The 24,032-nt window shown below is 56.0% G+C and carries 21 protein-coding genes, 1 tRNA gene and 1 other RNA gene; 10 read left to right on the top strand and 13 right to left on the bottom strand.

Annotated features, from left to right (window positions below):
- Nucleotides 1–7 precede the first annotated feature (7 nt).
- The 11 genes from ABLV07_RS09255 to ABLV07_RS09205 form a co-directional block, all read right to left on the bottom strand.
- Nucleotides 8–115: a type I toxin-antitoxin system toxin Ldr family protein gene (locus tag ABLV07_RS09255; RefSeq protein WP_015703763.1), complete on the bottom strand. Its 108-nt coding sequence runs from the start codon at nt 113–115 to the stop codon at nt 8–10.
- A gap of 299 nt (nt 116–414) precedes the next feature.
- The gene (gene dppF / locus ABLV07_RS09250) at nt 415–1,428 is read right to left on the bottom strand and encodes a dipeptide ABC transporter ATP-binding subunit DppF (RefSeq protein WP_015369233.1); all 1,014 of its coding nucleotides are present in this window, start codon (nt 1,426–1,428) and stop codon (nt 415–417) included.
- Complete coding sequence (dppD, locus tag ABLV07_RS09245) at nt 1,425–2,408, bottom strand: dipeptide ABC transporter ATP-binding protein (RefSeq protein WP_126033642.1); 984 nt, start codon at nt 2,406–2,408, stop codon at nt 1,425–1,427. The genes dppF and dppD overlap by 4 nt, the downstream gene beginning before the upstream one ends.
- A 10-nt stretch (nt 2,409–2,418) precedes the next feature.
- Nucleotides 2,419–3,321, bottom strand: coding sequence for a dipeptide ABC transporter permease DppC (gene dppC / locus ABLV07_RS09240; protein ID WP_032713101.1), 903 nt, complete (start codon nt 3,319–3,321; stop codon nt 2,419–2,421).
- Nucleotides 3,322–3,330: 9 nt separating this feature from the next.
- Nucleotides 3,331–4,350 carry a dipeptide ABC transporter permease DppB gene (gene dppB / locus ABLV07_RS09235; RefSeq protein WP_002921786.1) on the bottom strand — a complete coding sequence of 340 codons (1,020 nt, stop codon included), beginning with the start codon at nt 4,348–4,350 and terminating at the stop codon, nt 3,331–3,333.
- A gap of 133 nt (nt 4,351–4,483) precedes the next feature.
- Nucleotides 4,484–6,091, bottom strand: coding sequence for a dipeptide ABC transporter periplasmic-binding protein DppA (gene dppA / locus ABLV07_RS09230; RefSeq protein ID WP_015369230.1), 1,608 nt, complete (start codon nt 6,089–6,091; stop codon nt 4,484–4,486).
- Nucleotides 6,092–6,846: 755 nt separating this feature from the next.
- Nucleotides 6,847–6,979: non-coding RNA, RtT sRNA (locus tag ABLV07_RS09225), on the bottom strand.
- Nucleotides 6,980–7,013: 34 nt separating this feature from the next.
- Nucleotides 7,014–7,090, bottom strand: a tRNA-Pro gene (locus ABLV07_RS09220).
- A gap of 91 nt (nt 7,091–7,181) precedes the next feature.
- Nucleotides 7,182–8,873 (bottom strand): kdo(2)-lipid A phosphoethanolamine 7''-transferase, encoded by a 1,692-nt coding sequence (gene eptB, locus ABLV07_RS09215; RefSeq protein ID WP_157195144.1) that lies wholly within the window; start codon nt 8,871–8,873, stop codon nt 7,182–7,184.
- Nucleotides 8,874–9,095: 222 nt separating this feature from the next.
- Entirely contained in the window at nt 9,096–10,301 is a 1,206-nt protein-coding gene (locus tag ABLV07_RS09210) for an MFS transporter (protein WP_015369227.1), read from the bottom strand.
- Between the two features lie 240 nt (nt 10,302–10,541).
- Nucleotides 10,542–11,126: an autotransporter outer membrane beta-barrel domain-containing protein gene (locus tag ABLV07_RS09205; protein ID WP_162198576.1), complete on the bottom strand. Its 585-nt coding sequence runs from the start codon at nt 11,124–11,126 to the stop codon at nt 10,542–10,544.
- Nucleotides 11,127–11,384: 258 nt separating this feature from the next.
- On the opposite strand from ABLV07_RS09205, the gene tag reads away from it, so the two are divergent.
- Together tag and ABLV07_RS09195 are read left to right on the top strand one after the other, a co-directional pair.
- The gene (gene tag / locus ABLV07_RS09200) at nt 11,385–11,948 is read left to right on the top strand and encodes a DNA-3-methyladenine glycosylase I (RefSeq protein WP_042893598.1); all 564 of its coding nucleotides are present in this window, start codon (nt 11,385–11,387) and stop codon (nt 11,946–11,948) included.
- Nucleotides 11,945–12,385 carry an N-acetyltransferase gene (locus ABLV07_RS09195; RefSeq protein WP_063445037.1) on the top strand — a complete coding sequence of 147 codons (441 nt, stop codon included), beginning with the start codon at nt 11,945–11,947 and terminating at the stop codon, nt 12,383–12,385. The genes tag and ABLV07_RS09195 overlap by 4 nt, the downstream gene beginning before the upstream one ends.
- On the opposite strand, the gene ABLV07_RS09190 is transcribed toward ABLV07_RS09195, so the two are convergent.
- Nucleotides 12,354–14,684, bottom strand: a complete 2,331-nt coding sequence (locus ABLV07_RS09190) for a molybdopterin guanine dinucleotide-containing S/N-oxide reductase (protein WP_157195143.1) — start codon at nt 14,682–14,684, stop codon at nt 12,354–12,356. The genes ABLV07_RS09195 and ABLV07_RS09190 overlap by 32 nt on opposite strands.
- Before the next feature lie 168 nt (nt 14,685–14,852).
- On the opposite strand from ABLV07_RS09190, the gene ABLV07_RS09185 reads away from it, so the two are divergent.
- The 6 genes from ABLV07_RS09185 (at nt 14,853) to ghrB (ending at nt 20,809) form a co-directional block, all read left to right on the top strand.
- Nucleotides 14,853–15,515 carry an OmpA family lipoprotein gene (locus ABLV07_RS09185; protein ID WP_157195142.1) on the top strand — a complete coding sequence of 221 codons (663 nt, stop codon included), beginning with the start codon at nt 14,853–14,855 and terminating at the stop codon, nt 15,513–15,515.
- Nucleotides 15,516–15,617: 102 nt separating this feature from the next.
- Complete coding sequence (locus tag ABLV07_RS09180; RefSeq protein WP_157195141.1) at nt 15,618–16,634, top strand: LacI family DNA-binding transcriptional regulator; 1,017 nt, start codon at nt 15,618–15,620, stop codon at nt 16,632–16,634.
- 109 nt (nt 16,635–16,743) lie between these two features.
- Nucleotides 16,744–17,493: a hypothetical protein gene (locus ABLV07_RS09175; RefSeq protein WP_020077714.1), complete on the top strand. Its 750-nt coding sequence runs from the start codon at nt 16,744–16,746 to the stop codon at nt 17,491–17,493.
- A 3-nt stretch (nt 17,494–17,496) separates the two neighbouring features.
- The gene (locus tag ABLV07_RS09170) at nt 17,497–18,432 is read left to right on the top strand and encodes a sugar kinase (protein WP_032715299.1); all 936 of its coding nucleotides are present in this window, start codon (nt 17,497–17,499) and stop codon (nt 18,430–18,432) included.
- A 100-nt stretch (nt 18,433–18,532) separates the two neighbouring features.
- Nucleotides 18,533–19,813, top strand: coding sequence for an MFS transporter (locus ABLV07_RS09165; protein WP_157195140.1), 1,281 nt, complete (start codon nt 18,533–18,535; stop codon nt 19,811–19,813).
- 24 nt (nt 19,814–19,837) lie between these two features.
- Nucleotides 19,838–20,809 carry a glyoxylate/hydroxypyruvate reductase GhrB gene (ghrB, locus tag ABLV07_RS09160; protein WP_020077712.1) on the top strand — a complete coding sequence of 324 codons (972 nt, stop codon included), beginning with the start codon at nt 19,838–19,840 and terminating at the stop codon, nt 20,807–20,809.
- A gap of 66 nt (nt 20,810–20,875) precedes the next feature.
- Here the strand turns inward: ghrB and ABLV07_RS09155 are convergent, their stop codons facing one another.
- Nucleotides 20,876–21,586 carry a DUF3053 domain-containing protein gene (locus ABLV07_RS09155; RefSeq protein WP_015369216.1) on the bottom strand — a complete coding sequence of 237 codons (711 nt, stop codon included), beginning with the start codon at nt 21,584–21,586 and terminating at the stop codon, nt 20,876–20,878.
- A 437-nt stretch (nt 21,587–22,023) separates the two neighbouring features.
- Between ABLV07_RS09155 and ABLV07_RS09150 the strand changes: the two genes are divergently transcribed.
- Both ABLV07_RS09150 and ABLV07_RS09145 read left to right on the top strand, forming a co-directional pair.
- Nucleotides 22,024–23,382 (top strand): aromatic acid/H+ symport family MFS transporter, encoded by a 1,359-nt coding sequence (locus ABLV07_RS09150; RefSeq protein ID WP_046883622.1) that lies wholly within the window; start codon nt 22,024–22,026, stop codon nt 23,380–23,382.
- Nucleotides 23,383–23,628: 246 nt separating this feature from the next.
- On the top strand, nt 23,629–23,919 hold the full coding sequence (locus ABLV07_RS09145) for an HTH-type transcriptional regulator (RefSeq protein WP_015369214.1): 291 nt from the start codon (nt 23,629–23,631) through the stop codon (nt 23,917–23,919).
- The last annotated feature ends 113 nt before the right edge of the window (nt 23,920–24,032 follow it).

Genomic DNA, 24,032 nt, shown 5'->3' with positions numbered 1-24,032 from the left:
CGGTCCGTCACTTCTGGTTATGCATCCAGCTGACGATAATACTGACCACAATGCCAGCGATTATCGGCGCCGCCAGATCGTCCCATAAGATCAGACCCAACTGTGTGAGCGTCATAGAGCCGCCTGTATTGCAATGGCAACCGTTCGCGGCTATCTTTAACTTGTCTGGAGTTGTCGATAGCCCTCGTTCAGTTGCCTGGTTAACACCAGCAACGTGCGAGGGTTTTCTCTTTCCAGCAACTTATCTATGCCGCCGGGGTTCAAGCCCCCGCAACATTGCGCCTCACCGGGCGAACCCGGCTTGGCGTCGATTCTACTGCTCCATGTTATCGCCTTCACCACGCCCTTTGGCAATCTGCGAGGCGCATTCCAGCCCTCCCCCGCAGAAATCATCACGCGACAACCCGCCTCCCATCACGCCCGCGCTTTCTCCGGATTCTCATCCTGATCAACGGCAAAGCAGGCCACCAGTTGGCCGCCGTAATCCTTAAGCTGCGGTTGAAGCTGGGTGCATGGGCCAAAGCGTCGGCGGCAACGCGCATTAAAGGCGCAGCCCGGCGGCGGATTCAGCGGGCTCGGCAGTTCGCCGGTCAGCTTGATGCGCTCGCGCCGATCGTCCGGGTTCAGTCGCGGCGTCGCCGACAGCAGCGCCTGAGTATACGGATGACGCGGGTTATTAAAGATCTGATCCTTGGTCCCCTTCTCTACGCAACGGCCAAGATACATCACCATGACTTCATCAGCGATGTGCTCGACGACCGAGAGGTCGTGGGAGATAAATACGTAGGACAGTCCTAAATCCTGCTGCAAATCCATCATCAGGTTCAGCACCTGGGCGCGTACCGAAACATCCAACGCGGAGACCGGCTCATCGGCAATCACCACATCCGGATCCAGCATCAGCCCGCGGGCAATGGCGATACGCTGGCGCTGACCGCCGGAGAACATATGCGGATAGCGATCGTAATGTTCCGTTTTCAGGCCCACCTTCGCCATCATCGCCAGCGCCTTTTCACGCCGCTGCTCTTTGCTCAGGCTGCTGTTAATCAACAGCGGCTCTTCCAGAATCTGCCCCACTTTTTTACGCGGGTTCAGCGAACCATACGGGTTCTGGAACACAATCTGGATTTTTTGCCGCCGCAGCTTTTGCGCCTGCGGGTCGTGCTTGAGCAGGTCCTGCCCCTGATAATACAACTCGCCGCCAGTGGGGATTTCAATCATCGTCAGTAAACGGCCCAGCGTCGATTTGCCGCAGCCCGACTCCCCCACTACCGCCAGCGTTTTACCGCGCTCAAGAGTAAAGGAGACGCCGTCCAGCGCTTTCACCAGCCGTTCCGGAGCGAACAGCCCCTTCTTCACCGGATAGTGTTTTTTCAGATCAATGGCCTGCAACAACGGTTGTTGCGTGGCGGCCTTTTGCGTACTCATAATCCAGGCCTCCCGGCATCATCGAGTGGGTAGTGGCATTTAGACTGACGGCCGCCGTCGAGATCCGCAAGCACGGGCTCTTCGCTCCGGCATTTATCCGTTGCGTAGGGGCAGCGCGGGTTCAGCAGGCAGCCGTTAGGACGATCGTATTTCCCCGGCACCACACCCGGGAGCGAGGCCAGACGCGCCTTATCCTGGGCAAACTCCGGCAGGGCCCGCAGCAACGCCTGGGTGTAAGGATGACGCGGCGCGCGGAAGATATCTTTCGCATCACCGGTCTCCACCACCTGACCCGCGTACATGACGATAATTTTATGCGCGGCTTCCGCCACCAGCGCCAGATCGTGGGTAATCAGCACCAGCGCCATATTCTCTTGCTGCTGTAACTCCAGCAGCAGTTCGATAATCTGCGCCTGAATAGTCACATCCAGCGCGGTAGTCGGTTCATCGGCAATCAGCAGTTTTGGCCGGCAGGCGATCGCCATCGCGATCATCACGCGCTGGCTCATCCCGCCGGAAAGCTGGTGCGGATAAACGTCCAGCCGCGACGCCGGGTCAGGAATACCCACCAGGTTCAGCAGGTCGATCGCCCGCTGGCGGCGGGTTTGCTTATTGCCGCCCTGATGGACCTTAATCGCTTCCATAATCTGGTAGCCGACGGTAAAGCACGGGTTGAGGCTGGTCATCGGATCCTGGAAGATCATCGCTACTTCCGCCCCCACCAGCTGGCGCCGCTCTTTTTCCGAAATTCGCTGCAAATCGCGGCCGTTAAATTCCAGTTTGTCCGCCATCACCCGGCCGGGGTAATCAATCAGCCCCATAATCGCCAGCGAGCTCACCGACTTACCGGAACCCGATTCCCCCACGATGCCGACCACTTCGCCCTGCTTCACGCTATAGCTGATGCGGTCTACGGCGCGGAACGGCGCATTCTCATCGCCGAAATGCACCGATAACTTATCTACATTTAATAACGCCATCTCGAACCTCTTACTGCTTCAGTTTGGGATCGAGCGCGTCACGCAGACCGTCACCCATCAGGTTAAATGCCAGCACCGTCAGCAGGATCGCCACACCCGGGAAGGTCACTACCCACCATGCGCTTTGCGCGAACTGCAATACGTCGGAAAGCATGGTGCCCCACTCAGGCGTCGGCGGCTGCGCGCCCATACCGAGGAACCCCAGCGCTGCCATGTCGAGAATGGCGTTAGAGAAGCCCAGCGACGCCTGAACAATCAGCGGCGCAAGACAGTTAGGGAGAATATTAACGAACATCTGGCGCATCGCGCCGGCGCCCGCCACGCGGGAAGCGGTAACGTAATCGCGGTGCACTTCCACCAGCACCGCCGCGCGCGTCAGACGCACATAGTGCGGTAGGGCAACGAAGGTGAGCGCCAGCGAAGCATTAACGATTGACGGCCCGAAGATAGCCACCAGCACCAACGCCAGCAGCAGGCTCGGCAGCGCCAGCATGATATCGACCACGCGCATGATGACGGAGTCCACCACCCCGCCGAAATAGCCAGCAATCAGCCCCAGCACCACGCCGAGGATCAGCGACAGTACTACCACCAGACAGCCCACCAGCAGCGACAGGCGCGCGCCGTACATCAGGCGTGAGAGAATATCGCGACCCACGTCATCGGTGCCAAGCAGATGCGCCAGGCTGCCGCCATCCTGCCAGAACGGCGGCGCCAGCAGCGAATCACGGAACTGATCCGCCGGGTTATAAGGGGCGAGAAAGTTGGCAAATACCGCAATGATAATCATCACCGCCACATACACCAACCCGACGACGGCACCCTTATTGCGTTTGAAATAGTGCCAGAACTCCTGCAGCGGGGTCATTGGCACCGGTGCGGCGACAACTTTATTTTCTGTAATTTGTGACATGATGGCCCCTTACTTCTTATGCCGGATACGCGGGTTCACCACGCCATACAGCAGGTCGACCAGCAGGTTGACGAGAATAATCATCGTCGCCACCAGCAGAACCCCGCCCTGCACAACTGGATAATCGCGGCGCTGTAGCGCATCGATAAGCCAGCGGCCTAAACCTGGCCACGAAAAAATGGTTTCGGTCAGAATGGCGCCCGCCAGCAGCGTGCCCACCTGCAGACCAATCACCGTCACCACCGGCAGCATCGCGTTGCGTAGCGCATGGATGACAATCACCCGCATGCGGGTCAACCCCTTAGCGCGTGCGGTACGGATGTAATCCTCGCCAAGCACTTCCAGCATCGATGAGCGGGTCATACGCACGATCACCGCCAGCGGAATCGTACCCAGCACGATGGCGGGTAGGATCATATGCATTAAGGCATCAATAAAGTCGCCCTGCTCGCCCCAGATGGCGGTGTCAATCAGCATAAAACCGGTCAGCGGCAGGGTATCGTCAAGGAATACCGTATCGCTGATACGCCCGGAGACCGGCGTCAAATTCAACTGCACCGAAACCAGCATAATCAGCATCATGCCCCACCAGAAGATAGGCATCGAGTAGCCGGTCAGCGCCAGACCCACGGCAGTGTGGTCAAAGATGGAGCCGCGTTTTACCGCAGCCAGCACGCCCACCGGAATACCGACGGCGACGGCGAAAATCATCGCGCAGACGCCCAGTTCGAGGGTGGCCTTGAAGCGTGGCACAAACTCTTGCCACACGGGAATTCGGCTTTTCAGCGAGATCCCTAAATCACCGTGCAGTACGCCCCAAATGTAATGGGCATATTGCTGCCACAGCGGCTTATCAAGGCCCATTTCGGCCAGCAGCTGCGCGTGACGTTCAGGGGAAATACCACGTTCGCCCGCCATAATCATCACCGGATCACCGGGGATCATATGAACGAAAGCAAAGGTGAGAAGGGTAATACCGATAAATGTCGGGATGACGAGTCCCAAACGTCGGAGAATAAACTGCAACATAACCCGGATTCTCTATAGTGACGCCAGGCCTGGTGACAAGGCGTCTGTATTGCTCACAAAAGTACTCCCCGAATAGCGGGAATACGCCCCCCGCCTCTCCCGCGCGGGGAGAGGGGGTCAGGCATCGTGCTTATTATTCGACAGAGACGTTATCGAAGTGGTGTTTGCCAAGCGGATCAACCACATAGCCTTTGACTTCTTTACGCACTGGCTCGTAAACGGTGGAGTGAGCAATGATCAGCGCCGGAGCCTGGTCATGCATCACTACCTGAGCCTGTTTGTACAGTTCAATACGCTTGTTGTGGTCGTCGGTGGCGCGTGCCGGTTGAATGAGGTCTTCAAACGGCTTGTAGCACCAGCGAGAGTAGTTAGAGCCGTCTTTCGCCGCAGCGCAGCTGAACAGGGTCGCAAAGAAGTTATCCGGATCCCCGTTGTCGCCGGTCCAGCCCATCATCACGGTCTGATGCTCGCCCGCTTTCGCGCGTTTCAGATACTCGCCCCACTCGTAGGTGACTATCTTGGCCTGTACGCCGACTTTCGCCCAGTCGGCCTGGATCATTTCAGCCATACGGCGCGCGTTCGGGTTATACGGACGCTGTACCGGCATTGCCCACAGGTCGATGGTGAAGCCTTTTTCCATGCCCGCTTCTTTCAGCAGCTGCTTCGCCTTCTCAGGATCGTAGGTGTAGTCTTTAACATCATCGTTATAGCCCCACATGGTCGGCGGGATCAGGTTCTTCGCCGACTGGCCGGCGCCCTGATAAACGGCTTTGATGATCGCTTCTTTGTTCACCGCGTAGGTCAGCGCCTGGCGAACTTTGACGTTATCCAGCGGTTTTTTCTCGGTGTTGAAGGAGAGATAACCCACGTTCAGACCCGGCTGTTCCAGCAGGTTGATGTTTTTATCTTCCTTCATGCGCGCGATGTCAGCCGGGTTCGGATACGGCATCACCTGGCACTCGTTTTTCTGCAGCTTGGCGTAGCGTACGGAAGCGTCCGGAGTGATGGAGAAGACCAGACGATCGATCTGCGGCTTGGTGCCCCAGTAGCCCGGGAAGGCTTTATACAGAATGCGCGAGTCTTTTTGGTACTGCAGCAGCTGGAATGGGCCGGTGCCGATTGGGTTAAGGTCTACTTTTTCCGGCGTGCCGGCTTTCAGCATGTTGTCGGCATACTCTTTCGACAGGATAGAAGCAAAGTCCATCGCCAGGTCAGCGAGGAACGGCGCTTCCGGGCGAGTCAGCACGAACTGGACGGTATTATCGTCCACTTTCTTCACTTCGCTAATCAGGTCCTGCAGACCCATCCCTTCGAAGTACTCATAGCTGCCGCCAGAGACTTTATGGTACGGATTTTTGTCATTTTTCTGGCGGTCGAAGGAGAACACCACGTCGTCGGCATTCAGCTCGCGCGTTGGTTTAAAGTCTTTATTATCCTGCCACTTCACACCTTTACGCAGGTGGAAGGTATAGGTTTTACCGTCCTCGCTGACATCCCACTTCTCAGCAAGACCAGGAATAACTTCAGTCGTACCGGTTTTGAATTCAACCAGACGGTTATAAATAGGCACCGAACTGGCGTCATAGGTGGTACCCGAGGTGAAGAGCTGTGGGTTAAAGCCTTCCGGCGAACCTTCAGAACAATAAACCAGGGTTTTAGCTTGTACGCTTGCGGCAACGGTCATGGCGACCAGGCTCAGACCAAGCTTCAGCATCCCTGACTTTTTCAAGGAAATACTCATTATTCTGCTCCAAAACTGTGATGTTGTTTGCATATAGCCGCCAGACCTTTATTTATTTTTTACCCGGTCTGGTCGGTGGTGCCCGAAGGCGTTGAGAGAGATGGGGATTCCGTTCGCTAAAACGACTGAGTTGCAGTACGGATTCTCCATGAAATGCCCCTCATGCCGTACAATCTGTCAACAGAATGGTTAAACGTCAATACAGCTAACCGGGTTTTGCGTCAGGGGTGAGAATCGGTGGGCAAAGATTAAAAAAACTTGGTGGCGCTATTTTCAGCAGAGAAATTTATGCTAGCGGCCATAAGCCAGAATAAACCCCTTAATAGTTTGCAACATCTGGTGATAAACAATTCTTAAAAATGGTGAAAATTTCTTCCTATGTGACCATTATGTGAGCGATTAATAGCGCGAACGTTAAAACGCACAGCGGAAAATGCTGTAGTTAGCCATAAGCTTCGCGAAAAAAGATCTGTTCATCGATAAAAAAATGCAATGGAAGATGTCACAAAACAGCTAACAGCTGGCGAGATACGCGGGGAAATGCGATTTTTGTGATTATAGCGGGGTTTTCGCCCCGGCTTGCGCTGCGCTGAGCCGGGCTACCGGGTTCGTCAAGCGTTGTACGGACGTAGCCCTGATAAGGCGCTTGCGCCGCAATCAGGGAGCGCTCGAGTCGAACCTCCCCCCCGGAGGTTCTCATCCTCTTCGGGCCGCAGATGCAAAAAAGCCTGCTCGTTGAGCAGGCTTTTCGAATTTGGTCGGTGATAGAGGATGACTCGCCACTTCGTGGCTCGCCCTACGGGCCGTTGCTGACGCAACGTTCTCTCGCTACGCTCGAGTCGAACCTCTGCCCCCGGAGGTTCTCATCCTCTTCGGGCCGCAGATGCAAAAAAGCCTGCTCATTGAGCAGGCTTTTCGAATTTGGTCGGTGATAGAGGATTCGAACCTCCGACCCCTTCGTCCCGAACGAAGTGCGCTACCAGGCTGCGCCAATCACCGAATGCGGGGCGCATCTTACTGCTGGGATGCACCCCCGTCAATGCCTTATTAGCAAAAAATCAATCAAGCGGCGAGAATCTCGCCACTACTGCTATTCCTTAGCCGCTTTCGCCGCTACCGGCACGCGACACCAGTTGTTGTTCTCATTAATCCCACCATCCGGCGAGGTATAACCAAGACAACCCATAATAGTGTCATACAGCTCAACGTGACGGTGCGGAACCTTCATTGCCGCCTGCTGCTTGAGGCGCGCAAAGGAGGCGGCGTGATCCGGATTCGCCAGATATTTATCCGACATCCAGACCATCATCGGCACGCGGAACTGCTCCGGCGGCGCCATCATACGCGGCGTGCCGTGCAGATGTTCGTGTTCATTAATCGACTCGCCGTGATCGGCGGCGTAGAACACGATAGCCTTTTTATCCCGCAGTTGGTCCAGCACGCTGACGATAAAGTGATCCACATAAGTGACGCTGTTATCGTAGGAGTTAATCAACTCGGCCTTCGAACATTTGCTGTCCACCCCTACACATTCTGGTTTCCACTGCGCAAAGCTGCGTGGATATCGCTGGGTATAGTTAAAATGCGACCCCTTGGTATGGAGAATAATCAGACGCTTGCCGCTCGGGTTTTGCTCCATGCCGCGCTTCATTTCATCGACCAGCAGCATATCATCCACGTTCTTGCCGCGGTTGTGCGGCTCGGCGCCGATCTGCTCGCGATAGGCGATATTGTTGGCCATCGTATTGCTGTAGAACCACATCTCGCTCTGCATCGCGTACAGGTCGCCGGCAAAGCCTAACTGGTGCAGAACAGCAAACACATTCTGCTCTTTCAGCGTCCGCTGCGGATTATCATCCGCCCCGCCCTCGCGCACGAACATACAACGCAACGACAGCTTGGTGGCGGTATCGCAAGAGGTACCGCGGAAGGCGACAAGATTCTTCTCCTGCGCCAGCTTCGGCGTGGTATTACGGTTATAGCCGAGAATACCCATATGATCCCAGCGGGTGGTCTCGCCGATAATAAACACCACATAAGTATCATCAAGATCCTGCGGCGCTACGTAGGTGAATTTTTTCGCGGGGTTAATCAGCGATTTATTATCGGACGACTCATCCACCTGCGCCCAGGCGTACAGCCCGAGCGCCGACAGCCAGTTAGAAGGTAGGTAAGAGTTGGCAATCACGCCGCCGTAGCTCGGCATATCGACTTCTGAATTGCGCTCGACGTTCTTCTGGCGCACTTCCAGCAGGCGAATCGGCCCCCAGACCATCAGCCCGGCCAGCACGACTATCAGGATATTTTTCGCCCGCTGACCTGGCGTTTTCACCTGCTGTAGCAGCGTCTTACGGCAGCGGTTGCTCCAGATAAGCAGTAGCGGTAAAGCGCTAACCGCGGCCAGCCACAGGATCAGATGCCAGCCAATGACCTCTTTCGACAGGTCAATATCGGTGGTCATCACCGAAGCGATAATACCGTAGCCAATGACCACGTTGAGGAAGGTCATGTAATAGCTTGCCGCCGCGGAAAACAGCACCACCAGCGTCGCTAATATGCGCCATACCCGGCGGCCGAATAACGACAGCAGGCGCAGAAGGAAGAAAGTAACCAGAACCGTCGCTACCAGTTCCACCAACCCGGACAACCCTTTCCAGACGGTAAACTCTTGAGCGTAGCCATCGAAGCGGCGGAAAAACACCGCGGCGTTCATAAACCAGCCGATGTACAGCGCAAGCCAAAAACTTAGCTTCTGCTGCGACATCGTTTTAATGTATTTCATGCAAGCAAACCTGGGAAACGAAGAGATGAAACCGCCCTGTTTAAAACGATATAAACAGGAAGATTAATTAAGTGCGTCTGGGTTGGTTATCGGAAACCTCTACAAAGCGCGCTAAGTAGACCACAGCAAATGGCAAAAGTATCCGGAGAGAATGTGATTCAGCCAGATATTTACAAAATATCTGGCTGGTAAGGCATTATTAGCTTAGGGAGGGCGACGCTATCAGGCGTGTGCTTGATGATAAATTTCGCTTTTCGGCTGGCGAATAGTGGTGGAGAGCGCCAGCGACAAAATCAGCAGAGCGAAGATGACGCAGAAGGTGACATAGAAGCCGCCGAACACGGAGGCAATCAGCGAACCGCAGATACTACCAATACCGAAGCCGAGGTAAATCACGCCATAGTTTTTCGCCAGATTATTGAGGCCAAAGAATTCGCTCACCAGCGACGGGAAGACGGTAATGGTGCCGCCGAAGTTAAAGGCCACGCAGGCAATCGCCGCAAAGAAGGTCATTGCATTCAGCGGGGCGAACAGCAGGGCCGCCATACCGACCAGAGAGACCACCTGACCGATAGTAATCACGCGGATACGGGAGATCTTATCAGACAGGATGCCCAGAACCAGACGGCCGCTCAGGTTGGCGATAGAAATCACGGTAACCGCATTCGCCGCCGTCGCCACGTCGAGATGTACCATGCCCTGCGCGATATCTTTGGCGACGCCAATCACATACAGGCCGCTCATGCAGGCCGTCAGGAACATCACCGCCAGCATCCAGTACTGTGGTTTACGCATGGATTCAGCGAGGGTGAAATCATTTTCGACAACGCCGTTCGCGGTGGTCGTCGCGGGATGATTAGGCGCATCTTTCATCAGCATCGCGCCAAAGACAATCATCACCAGCACGATAGCGCCCCAGATAACAAAGGTTTTTTCCAGCCCGACCGTCGCCAACAGGTGACTATCGATAAATTTAAAACCGAGGCTGCCAAGGCCATAAGCGCCAATCGAGAAGGCGGAAATCAGACCCTTACGCTCCGGGAACCACTTCACGCAGTTAGATAACGTCAGTAAATAGCCCGCGCCGTCCGCCAGACCGACCAGCAGGCCAGCGCTCAGCCACAGCATCATCAGGCTGTTGGCATGGGCAGTGAGGAAAAAGCCGGCGCCAAGCAGGATACCGGAGGCCATGGTGACGCGTTTCACGCCAAAGCGTTCCTGCAATTTACCGGCAACGGAAGAGGATAATGCCAGCCCAAGACTTAACAGGCCGAAGGAAAATGCCACCTGGCTTACTGGCTCGTCCAGTTTGTTGGCCAGAGAACTATTAAACAAACTCCATGTATAAACCGATCCCAGTGCGAATTGCGTAATGATCGTGCCAATCAGCGTGAGCCAACGGGTATATTGAGTGTTTGCAGCGTTCATAGCAGATGTCCTGAAGGATTAACTGCCGCCACAATACCCAAATCCCCAAATCCGGTGGGGGAAAACGGCATGAACTGCCATCAACGAGGAATGAAATGCATTTATGGCGGAATGAATGGCATTGCAAAACATTCATTCCCTAAATTTTCATCAACAAGTTAGTGTGCGCTATCTCACAGAAACGCGCCGTTACTGAGATTTAACAATAACGACTGCGTTTCAAATGCGTAACAAAATCATTTAGAAATTGGCGCTGACCCCCATCAGATACAGCGTATTTTCACCCGATGGCACATTATCTGCCTGCGAAAGCGTGGCCCATGCCGCCAGATGCGAACCCAGCGGCATATCGGCGCCTAGCGTAACGTCGCCCCAGCTACCGTCTTTGCCACGGCTAATCGACGCATTGTTGTCGATAGAGATAGACTGGTTATAGCTCACCTGCGCCCATGGATGCACGCCCCACAGCTGCTGATAGTCCATACGCCAGCCGAGCGTGTTGACGTAAATACTTTCGCCCGCGCGACGCGTCGCTGGCGGCGGATTGAGATCGCTACGCAAGCTGGCGACCGGCCCGGAGGTCACGCCGCTGGCCAGTGAATAGTTCCATCCGACGCTCATGCCGTGACTCAAATCAGGCGGCGCCAGGGCCTGATTCAACGCCAGCCCTGCTGGGGCTTCTGACGCTCTCATACGCTCGGCGAGAATATCTTCATAACGCGGTTGGTGATCGCTATCCCATGTATAGCGTTCGGACGTATTACTTTTTGTATCGTTAGCGATATATTCCTGTTGCCAGGCATAAGCACCTGAAACACACGACACCCAGATAGTGATGCACGCCGGGATCAACCCACCCCGGAGGCCATTGCATTTCTTTATTATCATTAATGCGACTCCAAAAGAGCCGAATCGGCAATGTTGCTGTGTTTTTATACTCAAAATAATTCGAGCTGCCGCCCACTTCTACGCAACTTGAAGTATAAGGAGTTGATGGGAAGTGGTTTCCCTGTATTAACTATTATCTTTATCTTTCAGCCGTCAAGGCGGATGAAAAAGTTTTCTGACGAAAGGGAGAGAAACATGCAACGTTGCGGATGGGTAAGCCAGGATCCTCTTTATATCCAGTATCACGATAACGAATGGGGAGTCGCCGAGAGAACGCCGCAAAAGCTGTTTGAAATGATCTGCCTCGAAGGCCAGCAGGCGGGGCTCTCGTGGATCACGGTTCTGAAAAAACGTGAAAACTATCGTCAGGCCTTTCACCAGTTCGACCCGGTTCGCGTAGCGGCCATGGATGAAGCGGACGTCGAGCGCCTGCTGCAGGATGCGGGCATTATCCGCCATCGTGGGAAGATCCAGGCCATCATCGGCAATGCGCGGGCGTTTCTCGCCATGGAAGCCAACGGTGAAGCATTCAGCGATTTCGTCTGGTCGTTTGTCGATAATCAGCCGCAAATTACCCATGCGGCGACGCTCGCCGAAATCCCCACCACCACACCAGCCTCCGATGCGCTATCTAAGGCGCTAAAAAAGCGCGGCTTTAAATTTGTCGGCTCCACTATCTGTTATTCATTTATGCAGGCCTGCGGGTTAGTCAACGATCATGTGACCGGCTGCTGTTGCTACCCCGGGAGGCCAGCATGATCCAAAAATGGGATGCCACGGAGACCGGCCCGCTACTCAAGTTATGGCTGGAAAGCACGATTTACGCGCATCCGTTCATTGCTGAAAGCTACTGGCGGGAAAGCCTGGAAGTTGTGCGCGATGTCTATCTTCCCGCCGCCGCCACCTGGGTGTGGCAGGAGAATGACGCGCTGAAAGGGTTTGTCAGCGTGATGGATTCGCGCTTCGTCGGGGCGCTTTTCGTCGCCCCGCAAGCGATCCGCCACGGTATCGGCCGCGCGCTGCTTGATGAGGTCAAGCAGCACTACGACTGGTTAAGCCTGGAGGTCTATCAGAAAAACGTGCGGGCGGTAAATTTCTACCACGCGCAGGGTTTCCGTATAGAAGACTGCGCGTGGCAGGACGACACCCAGCATCCCACCTGGATTATGCATTGGCCGGCGGATCAAATGCGCTGAGCGCCAGCGCGGGCCCGTCATATTTTTCCAGCCATGCCAGCGCCGTATTCCCGGCGCAACCGTTGCCCAGACGTGAGGTCGGAATATCTTTCGTCAGCACGTTCACCGCGCCGTTTTTGCATATGCCGGCATCGGGGTCGATATCCGGCCACGCGCCTTCATGCAGGCAAATCACCCCCGGACGAATGCCTTCCGTGACCACTGCGCCAGCCAGTACCTGACCACGCGAATTCCACACCCGTACCAGATCGCCGTCGGCGATATTGCGCGCCTGCGCGTCCAGCGGATGGATAGTCAGCGGTTCGCGCCCGGCGACGGCATAGCGTTCACGCAGCGAAGTCTGGTTCAACTGGCTATGCAGGCGGTGCGCCGGATGGGCGGAAAGCACCTGCAGCTGACCCACCTCGGCGTTGCCGTGCCACTCGTCAGGTTCGAGCCACATCGGGTGCGGCGGACAATCGGCATAGCCAAACCCGGCAATGGTCGGCGAGTGAATTTCAATTTTTCCGCTCGCGGTTTTTAACGGATTAGCTTGCGGGTCTGCGCGAAATGCCGCGAAGCGGGAGAAACGGGCGTTATCCGGATTTTCCGGCATTTCAATTAGCTGGTTCGCTTGCCAGAATTCGGCAAACGGCGGCAGCGTCACTTGCTGCTGCGCCCCACGCTGGGCGGCAATCTGGTAGAAGATCTCCAGCCATTGCAAATCGTTTTTTCCTTCGGTGAAGCGTTCGCGGCCGCCCGCCTCCCAGCGTTCGCTCAGATCGGCAAAAACATCGAAATCGTCGCGCGCTTCATCGCGCGGCGCGACCACCCGCTTCATCGGCACCAGATGCTGATTGCTGTAGTCGCCGGTCATGGTCAGATCGTTACGCTCAAACGAAGTGGTCGCCGGTAAGACGATATCAGCATGGCGCGCGGCGGCGGTCCAGAAGCATTCGGAAATCACAATCAGCTCCGGCTTCTGCCAGGCCTGAATCAGGCGGTTGGTATCCTGATGATGGGTAAAGTTGGCGCCGCCCGCCCACCAGATAAAGCGGATGTCGGGAAAGCGCCGCGTCATCCCGTTGTGCTGATAGCTGGCCCCGGGGTTTTCCAGGGCCTCAACGATGCGGGCAACCGGGATTTTTTCCACCGCATCTACGCCGCCCGCTACGCTGCCCTGCATGGAGGCCAGCACCGCGGCGCGGCGCGTGGGGTTGCCGCCGTTGGCAAAGTGGTAAGAAAGACCAAAACCGCCGCCGGGCGTGCCAATCTGCCCCAGCATCGCCGCCAGCGTCACCAGCATCCAGTGTTTTTGCTCACCAAACTGCTGACGCTGCATGCCCCAGCCGGACATCAGAATGGTGGTGTTTTCGTGGAAAAGTTTCGCCAGTTCGCGGATTTTATACGCCGCTACGCCGCAAATTGCCGCCGCCCATTCGGCGGTTTTGGCGACGCCATCGCTTTCACCACTCAAATAGCGGGCGAAAATGTCATAACCGCTGGTACAGCGGGCGAGGAATTCATCGTCCTGCCAGCCATGCTCTACCAGGGTATGGGCGATCCCCAGCATCAACGCGACGTCAGTGCCCATATGTGGCGCGATCCATTCCATCGATTCGCCAAAGAAATCAACGCTTTCCGATCGCATGGGATCGATGCAGATCAGCCGCTTGCCGCTCTGGCGCAGGCGATCAAACCAGGGGATCCCCTGTTCATCCGAGGCGTTCCAGGCGATTTTCAGCGTATTCAGCGGATTAGCGCTCCACAGCACCACCACCTCGCTGTACTCCAGGATAAGCGGCCAGCTGGTTTGCTGTTGATAAACTTCATTACCGCCAACCACATAAGGCATGATCGCCTGCGCCGCGCCGGTTGAATAATCGCCGAGGTGTCCGGTATAGCCCCCGGCAAGACTCATATAGCGCTGCAGCAGGGTTGCCGCCTTATGCAACACGCCGTTAGAACGCCAGCCATAGGAACCGGCGAAAATCGACTGCGGGCCGTAGCTTTCGCGGATCCGTCGATGCTGGGCATCAATCAGATCAAGTGCCTGCTCCCAGCTTACCCGTACGAATTCATCCTGGCCGCGTACGCCCTGCGGCTGTTGCGGCGAGGCGAGATAGCCTTTTCGCACCATCGGATAGCGAACGCGAGTTTTACTATGCACCTGTTCGCGCACCGCCGTTTGCAGCGAGTTGGCGAAGGGGGTGTCCAGCGCGCCGCGGGACGAAATCACATTTTCACCATCCGTCTCCACCAGCATTGGCCCCCAGTGGGCCGCGGTTAAGATGGTTTTAGTTGCAGATGAAGTTGGCAAAGCAGGCTCCTGGGTCAGCGAATGCAGGTGTTGTGACGGTTTGTTAGTCAACCGTTCAATGTTACTTACAAAAAGAGATACCCTACGGGGAATTTTCTCCGTATTCGGACGTCATAATCAACCGTCACGCTTGCGGTGGCAAAGAATAAAAAGGATTAAGGAAATAAGATGAAAAAACGCGTACTCATGATTGCTGCTATCGTTAGCGGCACACTGGCTATTTCTGGTTGTACTACCAACCCTTATACCGGCGAACGCGAAGCGGGAAAATCCGGCATCGGCGCGGGTATCGGCTCCTTAGTAGGCGCAGGCGTCGGCGTGCTCTCCTCTTCCAAACATGACCGCGGCAAAGGCGCGCTGATTGGCGCAGCGGCAGGCGCGGCGCTCGGCGGCGGCATCGGTTACTACATGGACGTGCAGGAAGCGAAACTGCGCGAAAAAATGCAGGGAACCGGCGTCAGCGTGACGCGAAATGGCGATAACATCGTGCTCAACATGCCGAATAACGTCACCTTTGACAGCAGCAGCGCCAACCTGAAACCTGCAGGCGCCAACACCCTGACCGGCGTCGCGATGGTGCTGAAAGAGTACGAGAAAACCGCCGTTAACGTCGTCGGCTACACCGACAGCACCGGCAGCAACGATCTGAACATGCGTCTGTCGCAACAGCGTGCCGACAGCGTCGCCAGCGCGCTCATCACTCAGGGCGTAGCGGCCAACCGTATTCGCACTACCGGCATGGGCCCGGCGAACCCGATCGCCAGCAACAGCACGGCGGAAGGCAAAGCGCAGAACCGTCGCGTGGAAATTACCCTCAGCCCGCTGCAGTAATCTTCTCGTTTCCGGCCCGGCAGCCTCCCTGCCGGGCAAAATGCTTGATATCGCTATTTTTCGCGCTAAGGTGTTGGCAGATTTTCAGCAAAGGAAGCCATCATGGCGAAAACGGCGCGAGCAACCATCAGCGACGTGGCGAAAGCCGCGAAGACCGGTAAAACCAGCATTTCACGCTATCTCAACGGCGAAAAGCATCTGCTTTCCGACGATCTGCTGGCGCGGATTGAAAAAGCGATTGCCGAGCTCAACTACCGTCCCAGCCTGATGGCCCGTGGCCTCAAACATGGCCGTACCCGCCTGATTGGCCTGATCATCGCCGATATCACCAACCCTTACTCCGTGAACGTGTTAAGCGGGATTGAAGCCGCCTGCCGCGAAAAAGGCTTCACCTTGCTGGTATGTAATACCAACAACGAGGTCGATCAGGAGCTGCATTACCTTGACCTGCTGCGTAGCTATCAGGTTGAAGGGATTGTGGTTAATGCAGTCGGCATGCGCGAAGAAGGCCTCAACCGCCTGCAGCAATCCTCGCTACCGATGGTGCTTATCGACCGTAAAATCCCCGATTTCGCCTGTGATGTCGTGGGGCTGGATAACACTCAGGCCGCCACCACCGCCACCGAACATCTGGTGGAAAAGGGTTTTGAAGCGCTGTTGTTTTTAAGCGAGCCAATCGGCTCCGTAAACACCCGCCGCGAGCGCCTGGACGCCTTTCGCGCGACCCTACAGCGCTATGCTGGCGTGGTGGCGGAAAACGCCGAGGTGCCGCTCAACGACGGCGCCATGATGGATAACGTCCTGCGCCAGTTCCACGCCCGCCACCGCGGAATGCGCAAAGCGGTGATTTCCGCCAATGGCGCCCTGACGTTACAGGTCGCCCGTTCACTGAAGCGCGTTGACCTCATCTGGGGCAGCGATATCGGCCTGCTGGGCTTCGATGAGCTGGAATGGGCGGAGCTGGCGGGCGTCGGTATTACCACCCTCAAACAGCCAACCTGGCAGATTGGCTATGCTTCGGTCGAACAGGTCGTCAGGCGTATCGAAGGCGGCAGCGACCCCATCTGCGAGCGGGTCTTCTCCGGCGAGCTTATTGTCCGGGGATCAACGTCTCGTTAACGATTCATCGTGATGACGATCATAAATTAAACATCCTGGTCTTTCCTTTGGAACCGGTACCATCTAGCGTAATAGGGAGTTAAGCCCCACCACGCCAGGAGTTTGTTCAATGGCCAGAAAAATCATTGTCGTCACCGCCGCTTATGGCAACGACCACGTTAAAGCGCTTGGCGGGCAGTCCGCCGTATTACCCTTTATCGCCGGTTCCGGCGCCGATGGCGTGGAAATTCGCCGCGAGCTGTTCAGCGCTGCGGAACTGAAGCAGTTGCCGACGCTGGCGGCCGACATTGAAAAACAGGGGCTGCTGGCCTGCTACTCCGCGCCACAAGCGCTGTTCACCGACAACGGCGAGCTCAATCCCCATCTCCCGTCGTTACTTGAAGAAGCGCAAACCCTCAACGCCCTGTGGCTGAAGCTCTCCCTCGGTCATTTCATCCATAACCAACAGCTGGAGACGCTGCGCGACATTCTGAGCGCCAGCGGCATGGCGCTGGTGGTGGAAAATGACCAGACCGATTGCGGCCAACTGGCGCCAATGCAGCGCTTCAAAGCCGCCTGCCGGGTCCATCAGATGCCGGTGACGCTGACTTTCGACATGGGAAACTGGCTGTGGGTTGGCGATTCGCCGGAAGAAGCCGCGCGCCATCTCGCCCCCGCTGTCAGCTATATTCATGTGAAGGCGGCGGAGCCTCATCATGAGAAGTATCGCGCCGTCCCACCGGACCAGGCGGACGCTCGCTGGCTGGCGCTGCTCGATAACCTGCCCGCCGACGCGCCGCGCGGTATTGAATTCCCGCTGGTCGGCGACGACCTGACCGCCGTCACCCGCCATTACGTTGATCTGTTACGCGAGGATTAAGCCATGGAAAACTTAGATGTCATTACCATTGGCGAAGCCATGGCGATGTTTGTCGCCACCGAAACCGGCGAACTGGCGGAGGTTGAACGCTTTATCAAACGCGTCGCCGGCGCTGAACTGAACGTGGCGACCGGCCTGGCGCGCCTGGGGCTGAAGGTGGGCTGGGTGAGCCGCGTCGGCAACGATAGCTTTGGCCGCTTCGTGCTGAATTCGCTGGCCAAAGAAGGCATCGACGCGCGCGGCGTGGCCGTTGACGAGCGCTACGCTACCGGCTTCCAGATGAAATCTAAAGTCGAAAATGGAACCGATCCCATCGTGGAATATTTCCGTAAAGGATCGGCTGCCAGCCATCTGTCGACGGAAGATTTCCGCGCTGATTACTTCACCAGCGCCCGCCATTTGCACTTAAGCGGCGTCGCCGCCGCGCTGTCCGACAGCTCGTATGCATTGCTGGAACATGCGGCCAGGGTGATGAAAGCCGAAGGGAAAACCCTCTCATTTGATCCAAACCTGCGCCCGGTACTGTGGAAAAGCGAAGCCGAGATGGTGGAGAAACTGAACCGCCTCGCCTTCCAGGCTGACTGGGTTTTGCCAGGCTTAAAAGAGGGCGTGATTCTTACCGGTCAGCAGACGCCGGAAGGTATCGCTGATTTCTATCTGTCGCGCGGCGTTAAGGCGGTGGTGATTAAAACCGGCTGCGACGGCGCATGGTTCAAGACCGCCAACGGCGAACAGGGCGCCATCGCAGCCATTAAAGTCGACAACGTGGTGGACACCGTCGGCGCGGGTGATGGCTTTGCCGTTGGCGTAATCAGCGCGCTGCTGGAAGGCAAAACGCTGACGCAAGCCGTGAACCGCGGTAACAAAATTGGCTCGCTGGCCATTCAGGTACAGGGCGATAGCGAAGGGCTGCCCACCCGCGAAGCGCTGGGCGAATAATCTTTTCACCTAAAACAGCCGTCCTGTACCCTACATGCAGCGCGGCACAGCAGCGCCCGTTCCGGCGGGCGTATGTCACCTCATTGACAGAGGCAAGCCTATGAACAGTTCAACAAATGCAGCAAAACGTTGGTGGTACATCATGCCTATCGTGTTTATCACGTATAGCCTGGCGTACCTTGACCGCGCCAACTTCAGCTTTGCATCGGCCGCGGGCATTACCGAAGACCTTGGCATCACCAAAGGCATCTCATCGCTGCTTGGCGCCCTTTTCTTTCTTGGATACTTCTTCTTCCAGATCCCAGGAGCGATTTACGCTGAACGCCGCAGCGTGCGTAAACTTATCTTTATCTGCCTTATCCTGTGGGGCGGCTGCGCCTCGCTAACCGGCGTGGTGCATAACATCCCGGCGCTGGCGGCCATCCGCTTTATCCTTGGCGTGGTGGAAGCGGCGGTCATGCCGGCGATGCTGATTTACATCAGTAACTGGTTCACCAAATCAGAGCGTTCACGCGCTAACACTTTCCTGATCCTCGGTAACCCGGTCACCGTACTGTGGATGTCGGTCGTATCGGGTTATCTGATCCAGGCCTTTGGCTGGCGTGAAATGTTTATCATTGAAGGGATCCCTGCTGTGATTTGGGCCTTCTGCTGGTGGGTACTGGTGAAAGACAAACCGTCGCAGGTGAACTGGCTGGCGGAAAGTGAAAAAGCGGCGCTGCAGGAACAACTGGAGCGCGAACAGCAGGGCATCAAAGCGGTACGTAACTATGGCGAAGCCTTCCGTTCACGCAACGTGGTGCTGCTGTGTATGCAATATTTCGCCTGGAGCATCGGCGTGTACGGTTTCGTACTGTGGCTGCCGTCAATCATCCGCAGCGGCGGCGAAAACATGGGGATGGTCGAAGTAGGCTGGCTCTCTTCAGTACCCTATCTGGCGGCAACGATTGCGATGATTGCCGTCTCCTGGGCTTCCGATAAGATGCAGAACCGTAAGCTGTTTGTCTGGCCGCTGCTGCTCATTGGCGGGCTGGCGTTCATCGGCTCCTGGGCCGTCGGCGCCAACCATTTCTGGGTCTCTTATACCCTGCTGGTGATCGCTGGCGCGGCCATGTATGCCCCGTATGGCCCGTTCTTTGCGATTATCCCGGAGATGCTGCCACGCAACGTCGCCGGCGGCGCGATGGCGCTGATCAACAGTATGGGAGCGCTGGGTTCTTTCTTTGGTTCGTGGTTCGTCGGCTATCTCAACGGCGCAACCGGCAGCCCGTCCGCCTCGTACATTTTCATGGGTGTGGCGCTTTTCGCCTCGGTATGGCTTACTTTAATTGTTAAGCCTGCTAATAATCAAAAACTTCCGCTTGGCGCTCATCACGCCTGAACTACTTACGCTACGGAGATTCGCATGAAGCCGTCTGTCATTCTCTATAAAACGCTCCCCGACGATCTGTTACACCGTCTGGAGGAACACTTTTCCGTCACCCAGGTGAAAAACCTGCGTCCGGAAACCGTTTCACAGCACGCGGAGGCCTTCGCCCAGGCGGAAGGTTTACTGGGTTCGAGTGAAAAGGTTGACGCCGCGTTACTGGAGAAAATGCCGAAGCTGCGTGCGACCTCTACCGTGTCTGTCGGCTACGACAATTTTGATGTCGATGCGTTGAACGCGCGCAAGATTTTGCTGATGCATACGCCGACCGTGCTAACCGAAACCGTCGCCGATACGGTGATGGCGCTGGTGCTGAGCACCGCGCGTCGGGTGGTTGAGGTCGCTGAACGCGTGAAAGCGGGCGAATGGACCAGGAGCATCGGGCCGGACTGGTTCGGCTGCGATGTACACCATAAAACCCTGGGCATCGTCGGCATGGGCCGCATTGGCATGGCGCTGGCGCAGCGCGCCCACTTCGGTTTCGGCATGCCGATTCTGTATAACGCTCGCCGGCAACATCCGCAGGCGGAAGAGCGCTTCAATGCGCGCTACTGCGATCTCGATACCCTGTTACAGGAAGCGGATTTCGTCTGCCTCATTCTGCCGCTGAGCGAAGAGACCCACCACCTGTTCGGCGAAGCGCAGTTTGCCAAAATGAAATCTTCCGCCATCTTCATTAACGCCGGGCGCGGTCCGGTCGTTGACGAGCAGGCGCTGATTGCGGCGCTGCAGGCCGGTGAGATCCACGCTGCCGGTCTTGACGTCTTTGAACATGAACCACTGGCAAAAGATTCGCCGCTGCTGACGCTGCCGAACGTGGTCGCGCTGCCGCACATTGGTTCCGCCACCCACGAGACCCGCTATAACATGGCGGCCTGCGCGGTAGATAACCTGATTGACGCATTGAACGGCAAGGTTGAGAAGAACTGCGTGAACCCGCAGGTGAAGTAAGCGAGGAAAGCAGAAGCCCGGCCAGCGGCGCTTACGCCGTCAGCCGGGAGAACAGCGATATACCGATTAACGCGTGGCGTTAACCGCCGCCGTCCAGGCCTGATTAAAGGCCTGATGCTGAGCGGCCAGCGGAGCAATCAGCGCATTGTACTGGCTTGCCTGCTGAGACGTCGGGAACTGAATACCGTTAGCCACGAAGCTCACCTGCGTCCCCTGCTGAGCGACAAAATCACCCACCTGGACCAGCTGCTGAGTAAAGACCTGCGCGGCCGGAATCAGCGGCTGCAGCGCATTCGCCGGCGCCGTCACGACTTTATTAAACACCTGGTCATAAACCGGCTTAAGATCATCAGCCTGCTTCAGCGCGCCATGCGCGGCATCCGCCTGCATTTTAGCGTTTTCCAGCTGCTGGCTCAGCACGCCCAGCGCGCCGTTAGCCTGCCGCAGCGGCTCACGCTGAGTGGTATAATCCTGCGCCACGCGAATGGCGTTAACGCTATCAACCACCGGGCGCAGACCCGCATCCATCGCCTGGCTGACCTGCTGTGAATAAGCGTAAATCACCGCATAATCGGACACGAAGGGGCCGAACTGTTTTTTCTGATCGGCGGTCAGCGTAGGCAGACGTTCGCCGCTACGCATTGCCGTATTCTGCAGGAAGTCGATGAACGCTTTGCGCTGATCGCCTTCTTTATCAAAACACCCACTCAGGCTAACCACCATTAATATGGCCGCAACGGCCGCAAACCAGCGAGAGCAGGACTTTCCTGTCGCCATTTTTTTTACTCCTTCAGCCAAAAAAAGCGCAAACAGGCACACGCGTGCCAGACGCTGACAAGGATAGTCCAGGACGGCCTTGCAGGATACCCTTTCCTGATAATCTTACCGCGGAAAATACCCTTTTTCGCCTTCCCGGCGCCAGCCAGGCCCGCTGTTAAGTTCATCACATTTAACGCGATAACTTAAGCCAAAAAAATAATAAATATCTTTTTGATTTAATTAAAATTAATAAAATTACCGGCGAAGGAATTACGCAAAGCGGACGATAATCGCACGCTTCCTGAAGGCGGCACATTGTCTACAGGCAGGTTCAATGGTTTGATTAATGAGCGATTAACGGCGTTATGTTCGATTATCGCACAAACAACATCAATGACAGCGAGGGAGACTATAACAATACCTCTGTCCCCCGCTCAGCCTGCCAGGAATGCCGTATGAAGAAAACAACCATCGATATTCAGGCTTTTATCAACGAACATCCATTCACGAAGTACCAATGGATGATTCTCGCCTTATGTTTTATTACCGTCGCGATGGACGGATTTGATACCGCGATTATTGGTTTTATCGCCTCAGACCTGGTACAGGAATGGGGGGTTGAGAAATCCGCGTTGGGCCCGGTAATGAGCGCCGCTCTGGTCGGGCTCGCCGTCGGCGCGCTGACGGCCGGGCCGCTCGCCGATCGTATTGGCCGCAAGAAAGTGCTGATTATGTCGATCCTGGTGTTCGGCGGCTTTAGTTTGTTAACCGCGTTTGCCAGCAGCCTTAACCAACTGACATTATTGCGCTTCCTCACCGGATTGGGCTTAGGCGCGGCAATGCCGAATGCCGCGACGCTAATGAGCGAATATGCTCCGGAACGCCGCCGCGCGCTGATGGTAAACCTGATGTTCGTCGGCTTCCCAATGGGGTCGTCGCTGGGAGGCTTTCTGTCGGCCTGGATGATCCCGCATTATGGCTGGCAAAGCGTGCTGGTGCTTGGCGGCGTGATGCCGCTGCTGCTGGCCGTGGCGTTAATGTTCCTGCTACCGGAATCCGCACGCTATATGGTCGTGAAACGGCAGCCGGCGCAGCGGATCGCCGCCATCCTGAAGCGTATCGCGCCGTTGCCGGATGCGGTTGAATTTGAGCTACGTGAAGCAGGCCAGGTGAAGGAAAAGTCAGCCATTGGCGTGATTTTCTCCCCGCGCTACGCCGTGGGCACCGTGATGCTGTGCCTGACCTATTTTATGGGATTGCTGATTTTCTATCTGCTGACCAGTTGGCTGCCGCTGCTTATCCGCGAGACCGGCGCCTCGATGAGCCAGGCTTCTATCATCACCGCCCTGTTCCCGCTCGGCGGCGGGATTGGCGTGCTGATCCTCGGCGCGCTAATGGATAAGATCAACCCTAACAAAGTGGTTGCCGTCGGCTGGCTGCTCACCGGCGTTTTTGTTTGCCTGGTGGGTTTCTCAACCAGCAATCTGCTGTTGATGGGGGTAATGGTGTTTATCGCTGGCAGCATTATGAACGGCGCGCAATCATCAATGCCGGCGCTGGCTGCCGGGTTCTATCCAACCCTGGGCCGCGCCACCGGCGTTGCCTGGATGCTCGGTATCGGCCGCTTCGGCGGGATCCTCGGCGCCTTCAGCGGCGCTTTCCTGATGCAGGCGCAATTGTCGTTTGAAACCATCTTCACGATGCTGGCGATCCCGGCGTTTTTATCCGCCATCGCCCTGGTAGTGAAATACAAACTGAGCCAGCGCCAACCTGCCGTTAAGCCAAATGACGGTAAAAACCTACAGAAAGCCTAATCAATCCAGCCAGCGCTCTGCGCTGGCTTTTTCTTGCCGCTAACCATCATTTACATAAATTTTCCAAAGCTGCTGACACTCTTAGTAATCATCCCCTTAGCTTTTACGCACGCCGCTTTTCCAGGTGATTAACGAAACCACGCCGACAAATAATCACTTCGGTTATTATTTTCCTTGCTTTTGCGACTATTCTTAAATGGCTCGATGTATTTTCCTCTCCGCAGTGAGACAGAATAGGAGCTCTCAATGGAATATAAAGATCCCGTATTTGATTTGTTGAGTAACCTGGAACAGATTGTTTTTAAAGACCAGCCGCAAACGGCTACGCACGCCCGTACCCCAAGCGTTTTTAATGAATTCGAACGGCTGCGTAAGGGCACAGGCCTTAAGACAGATGATTTCGCCAATGCTATGGGCGTCAGCGTCGCGATGGTTGAAGAGTGGGAATCGCGACGGGTAAAACCTTCATCCACGGAGCTCAAATTGATGCGCCTGATGATGGCCAATCCCCAGCTCTCAAGGCAGCTAATAGATTGAAAAACTGGTTTACTATCTTCTTTTGGTAACGGTCCTGATGCAGGGCCGTTTTATATCCTGATGAAAAAAAGTTTGCTATCCGACTGAGAACATGCGTTAATGCTCGCAGGTTT

This window comes from Klebsiella sp. CN_Kp097 (assembly GCF_040064495.1).
In the GTDB taxonomy this organism is placed as follows: Bacteria; Pseudomonadota; Gammaproteobacteria; order Enterobacterales; family Enterobacteriaceae; genus Klebsiella; species Klebsiella aerogenes.
This window is presented reverse-complemented; position numbering and strand designations above follow the sequence as displayed.

What these genes read in the sequence shown, in the direction of transcription:
- ABLV07_RS09155 (WP_015369216.1), bottom strand. Translation starts at nt 21,586, where the DNA reads ATGGCGACAGGAAAGTCCTGCTCTCGCTGGTTTGCGGCCGTTGCGGCC.
- dppD (WP_126033642.1), bottom strand. Translation starts at nt 2,408, where the DNA reads ATGGCGTTATTAAATGTAGATAAGTTATCGGTGCATTTCGGCGATGAG.
- dppC (WP_032713101.1), bottom strand. Translation starts at nt 3,321, where the DNA reads ATGTCACAAATTACAGAAAATAAAGTTGTCGCCGCACCGGTGCCAATG.
- ABLV07_RS09170 (WP_032715299.1), top strand. Translation starts at nt 17,497, where the DNA reads ATGGAAAACTTAGATGTCATTACCATTGGCGAAGCCATGGCGATGTTT.
- ABLV07_RS09150 (WP_046883622.1), top strand. Translation starts at nt 22,024, where the DNA reads ATGAAGAAAACAACCATCGATATTCAGGCTTTTATCAACGAACATCCA.
- dppF (WP_015369233.1), bottom strand. Translation starts at nt 1,428, where the DNA reads ATGAGTACGCAAAAGGCCGCCACGCAACAACCGTTGTTGCAGGCCATT.
- ABLV07_RS09210 (WP_015369227.1), bottom strand. Translation starts at nt 10,301, where the DNA reads ATGAACGCTGCAAACACTCAATATACCCGTTGGCTCACGCTGATTGGC.
- ABLV07_RS09165 (WP_157195140.1), top strand. Translation starts at nt 18,533, where the DNA reads ATGAACAGTTCAACAAATGCAGCAAAACGTTGGTGGTACATCATGCCT.
- dppB (WP_002921786.1), bottom strand. Translation starts at nt 4,350, where the DNA reads ATGTTGCAGTTTATTCTCCGACGTTTGGGACTCGTCATCCCGACATTT.
- ghrB (WP_020077712.1), top strand. Translation starts at nt 19,838, where the DNA reads ATGAAGCCGTCTGTCATTCTCTATAAAACGCTCCCCGACGATCTGTTA.
- ABLV07_RS09175 (WP_020077714.1), top strand. Translation starts at nt 16,744, where the DNA reads ATGGCCAGAAAAATCATTGTCGTCACCGCCGCTTATGGCAACGACCAC.
- eptB (WP_157195144.1), bottom strand. Translation starts at nt 8,873, where the DNA reads ATGAAATACATTAAAACGATGTCGCAGCAGAAGCTAAGTTTTTGGCTT.
- tag (WP_042893598.1), top strand. Translation starts at nt 11,385, where the DNA reads ATGCAACGTTGCGGATGGGTAAGCCAGGATCCTCTTTATATCCAGTAT.
- dppA (WP_015369230.1), bottom strand. Translation starts at nt 6,091, where the DNA reads ATGAGTATTTCCTTGAAAAAGTCAGGGATGCTGAAGCTTGGTCTGAGC.
- ABLV07_RS09195 (WP_063445037.1), top strand. Translation starts at nt 11,945, where the DNA reads ATGATCCAAAAATGGGATGCCACGGAGACCGGCCCGCTACTCAAGTTA.
- ABLV07_RS09180 (WP_157195141.1), top strand. Translation starts at nt 15,618, where the DNA reads ATGGCGAAAACGGCGCGAGCAACCATCAGCGACGTGGCGAAAGCCGCG.
- ABLV07_RS09185 (WP_157195142.1), top strand. Translation starts at nt 14,853, where the DNA reads ATGAAAAAACGCGTACTCATGATTGCTGCTATCGTTAGCGGCACACTG.
- ABLV07_RS09145 (WP_015369214.1), top strand. Translation starts at nt 23,629, where the DNA reads ATGGAATATAAAGATCCCGTATTTGATTTGTTGAGTAACCTGGAACAG.
- ABLV07_RS09255 (WP_015703763.1), bottom strand. Translation starts at nt 115, where the DNA reads ATGACGCTCACACAGTTGGGTCTGATCTTATGGGACGATCTGGCGGCG.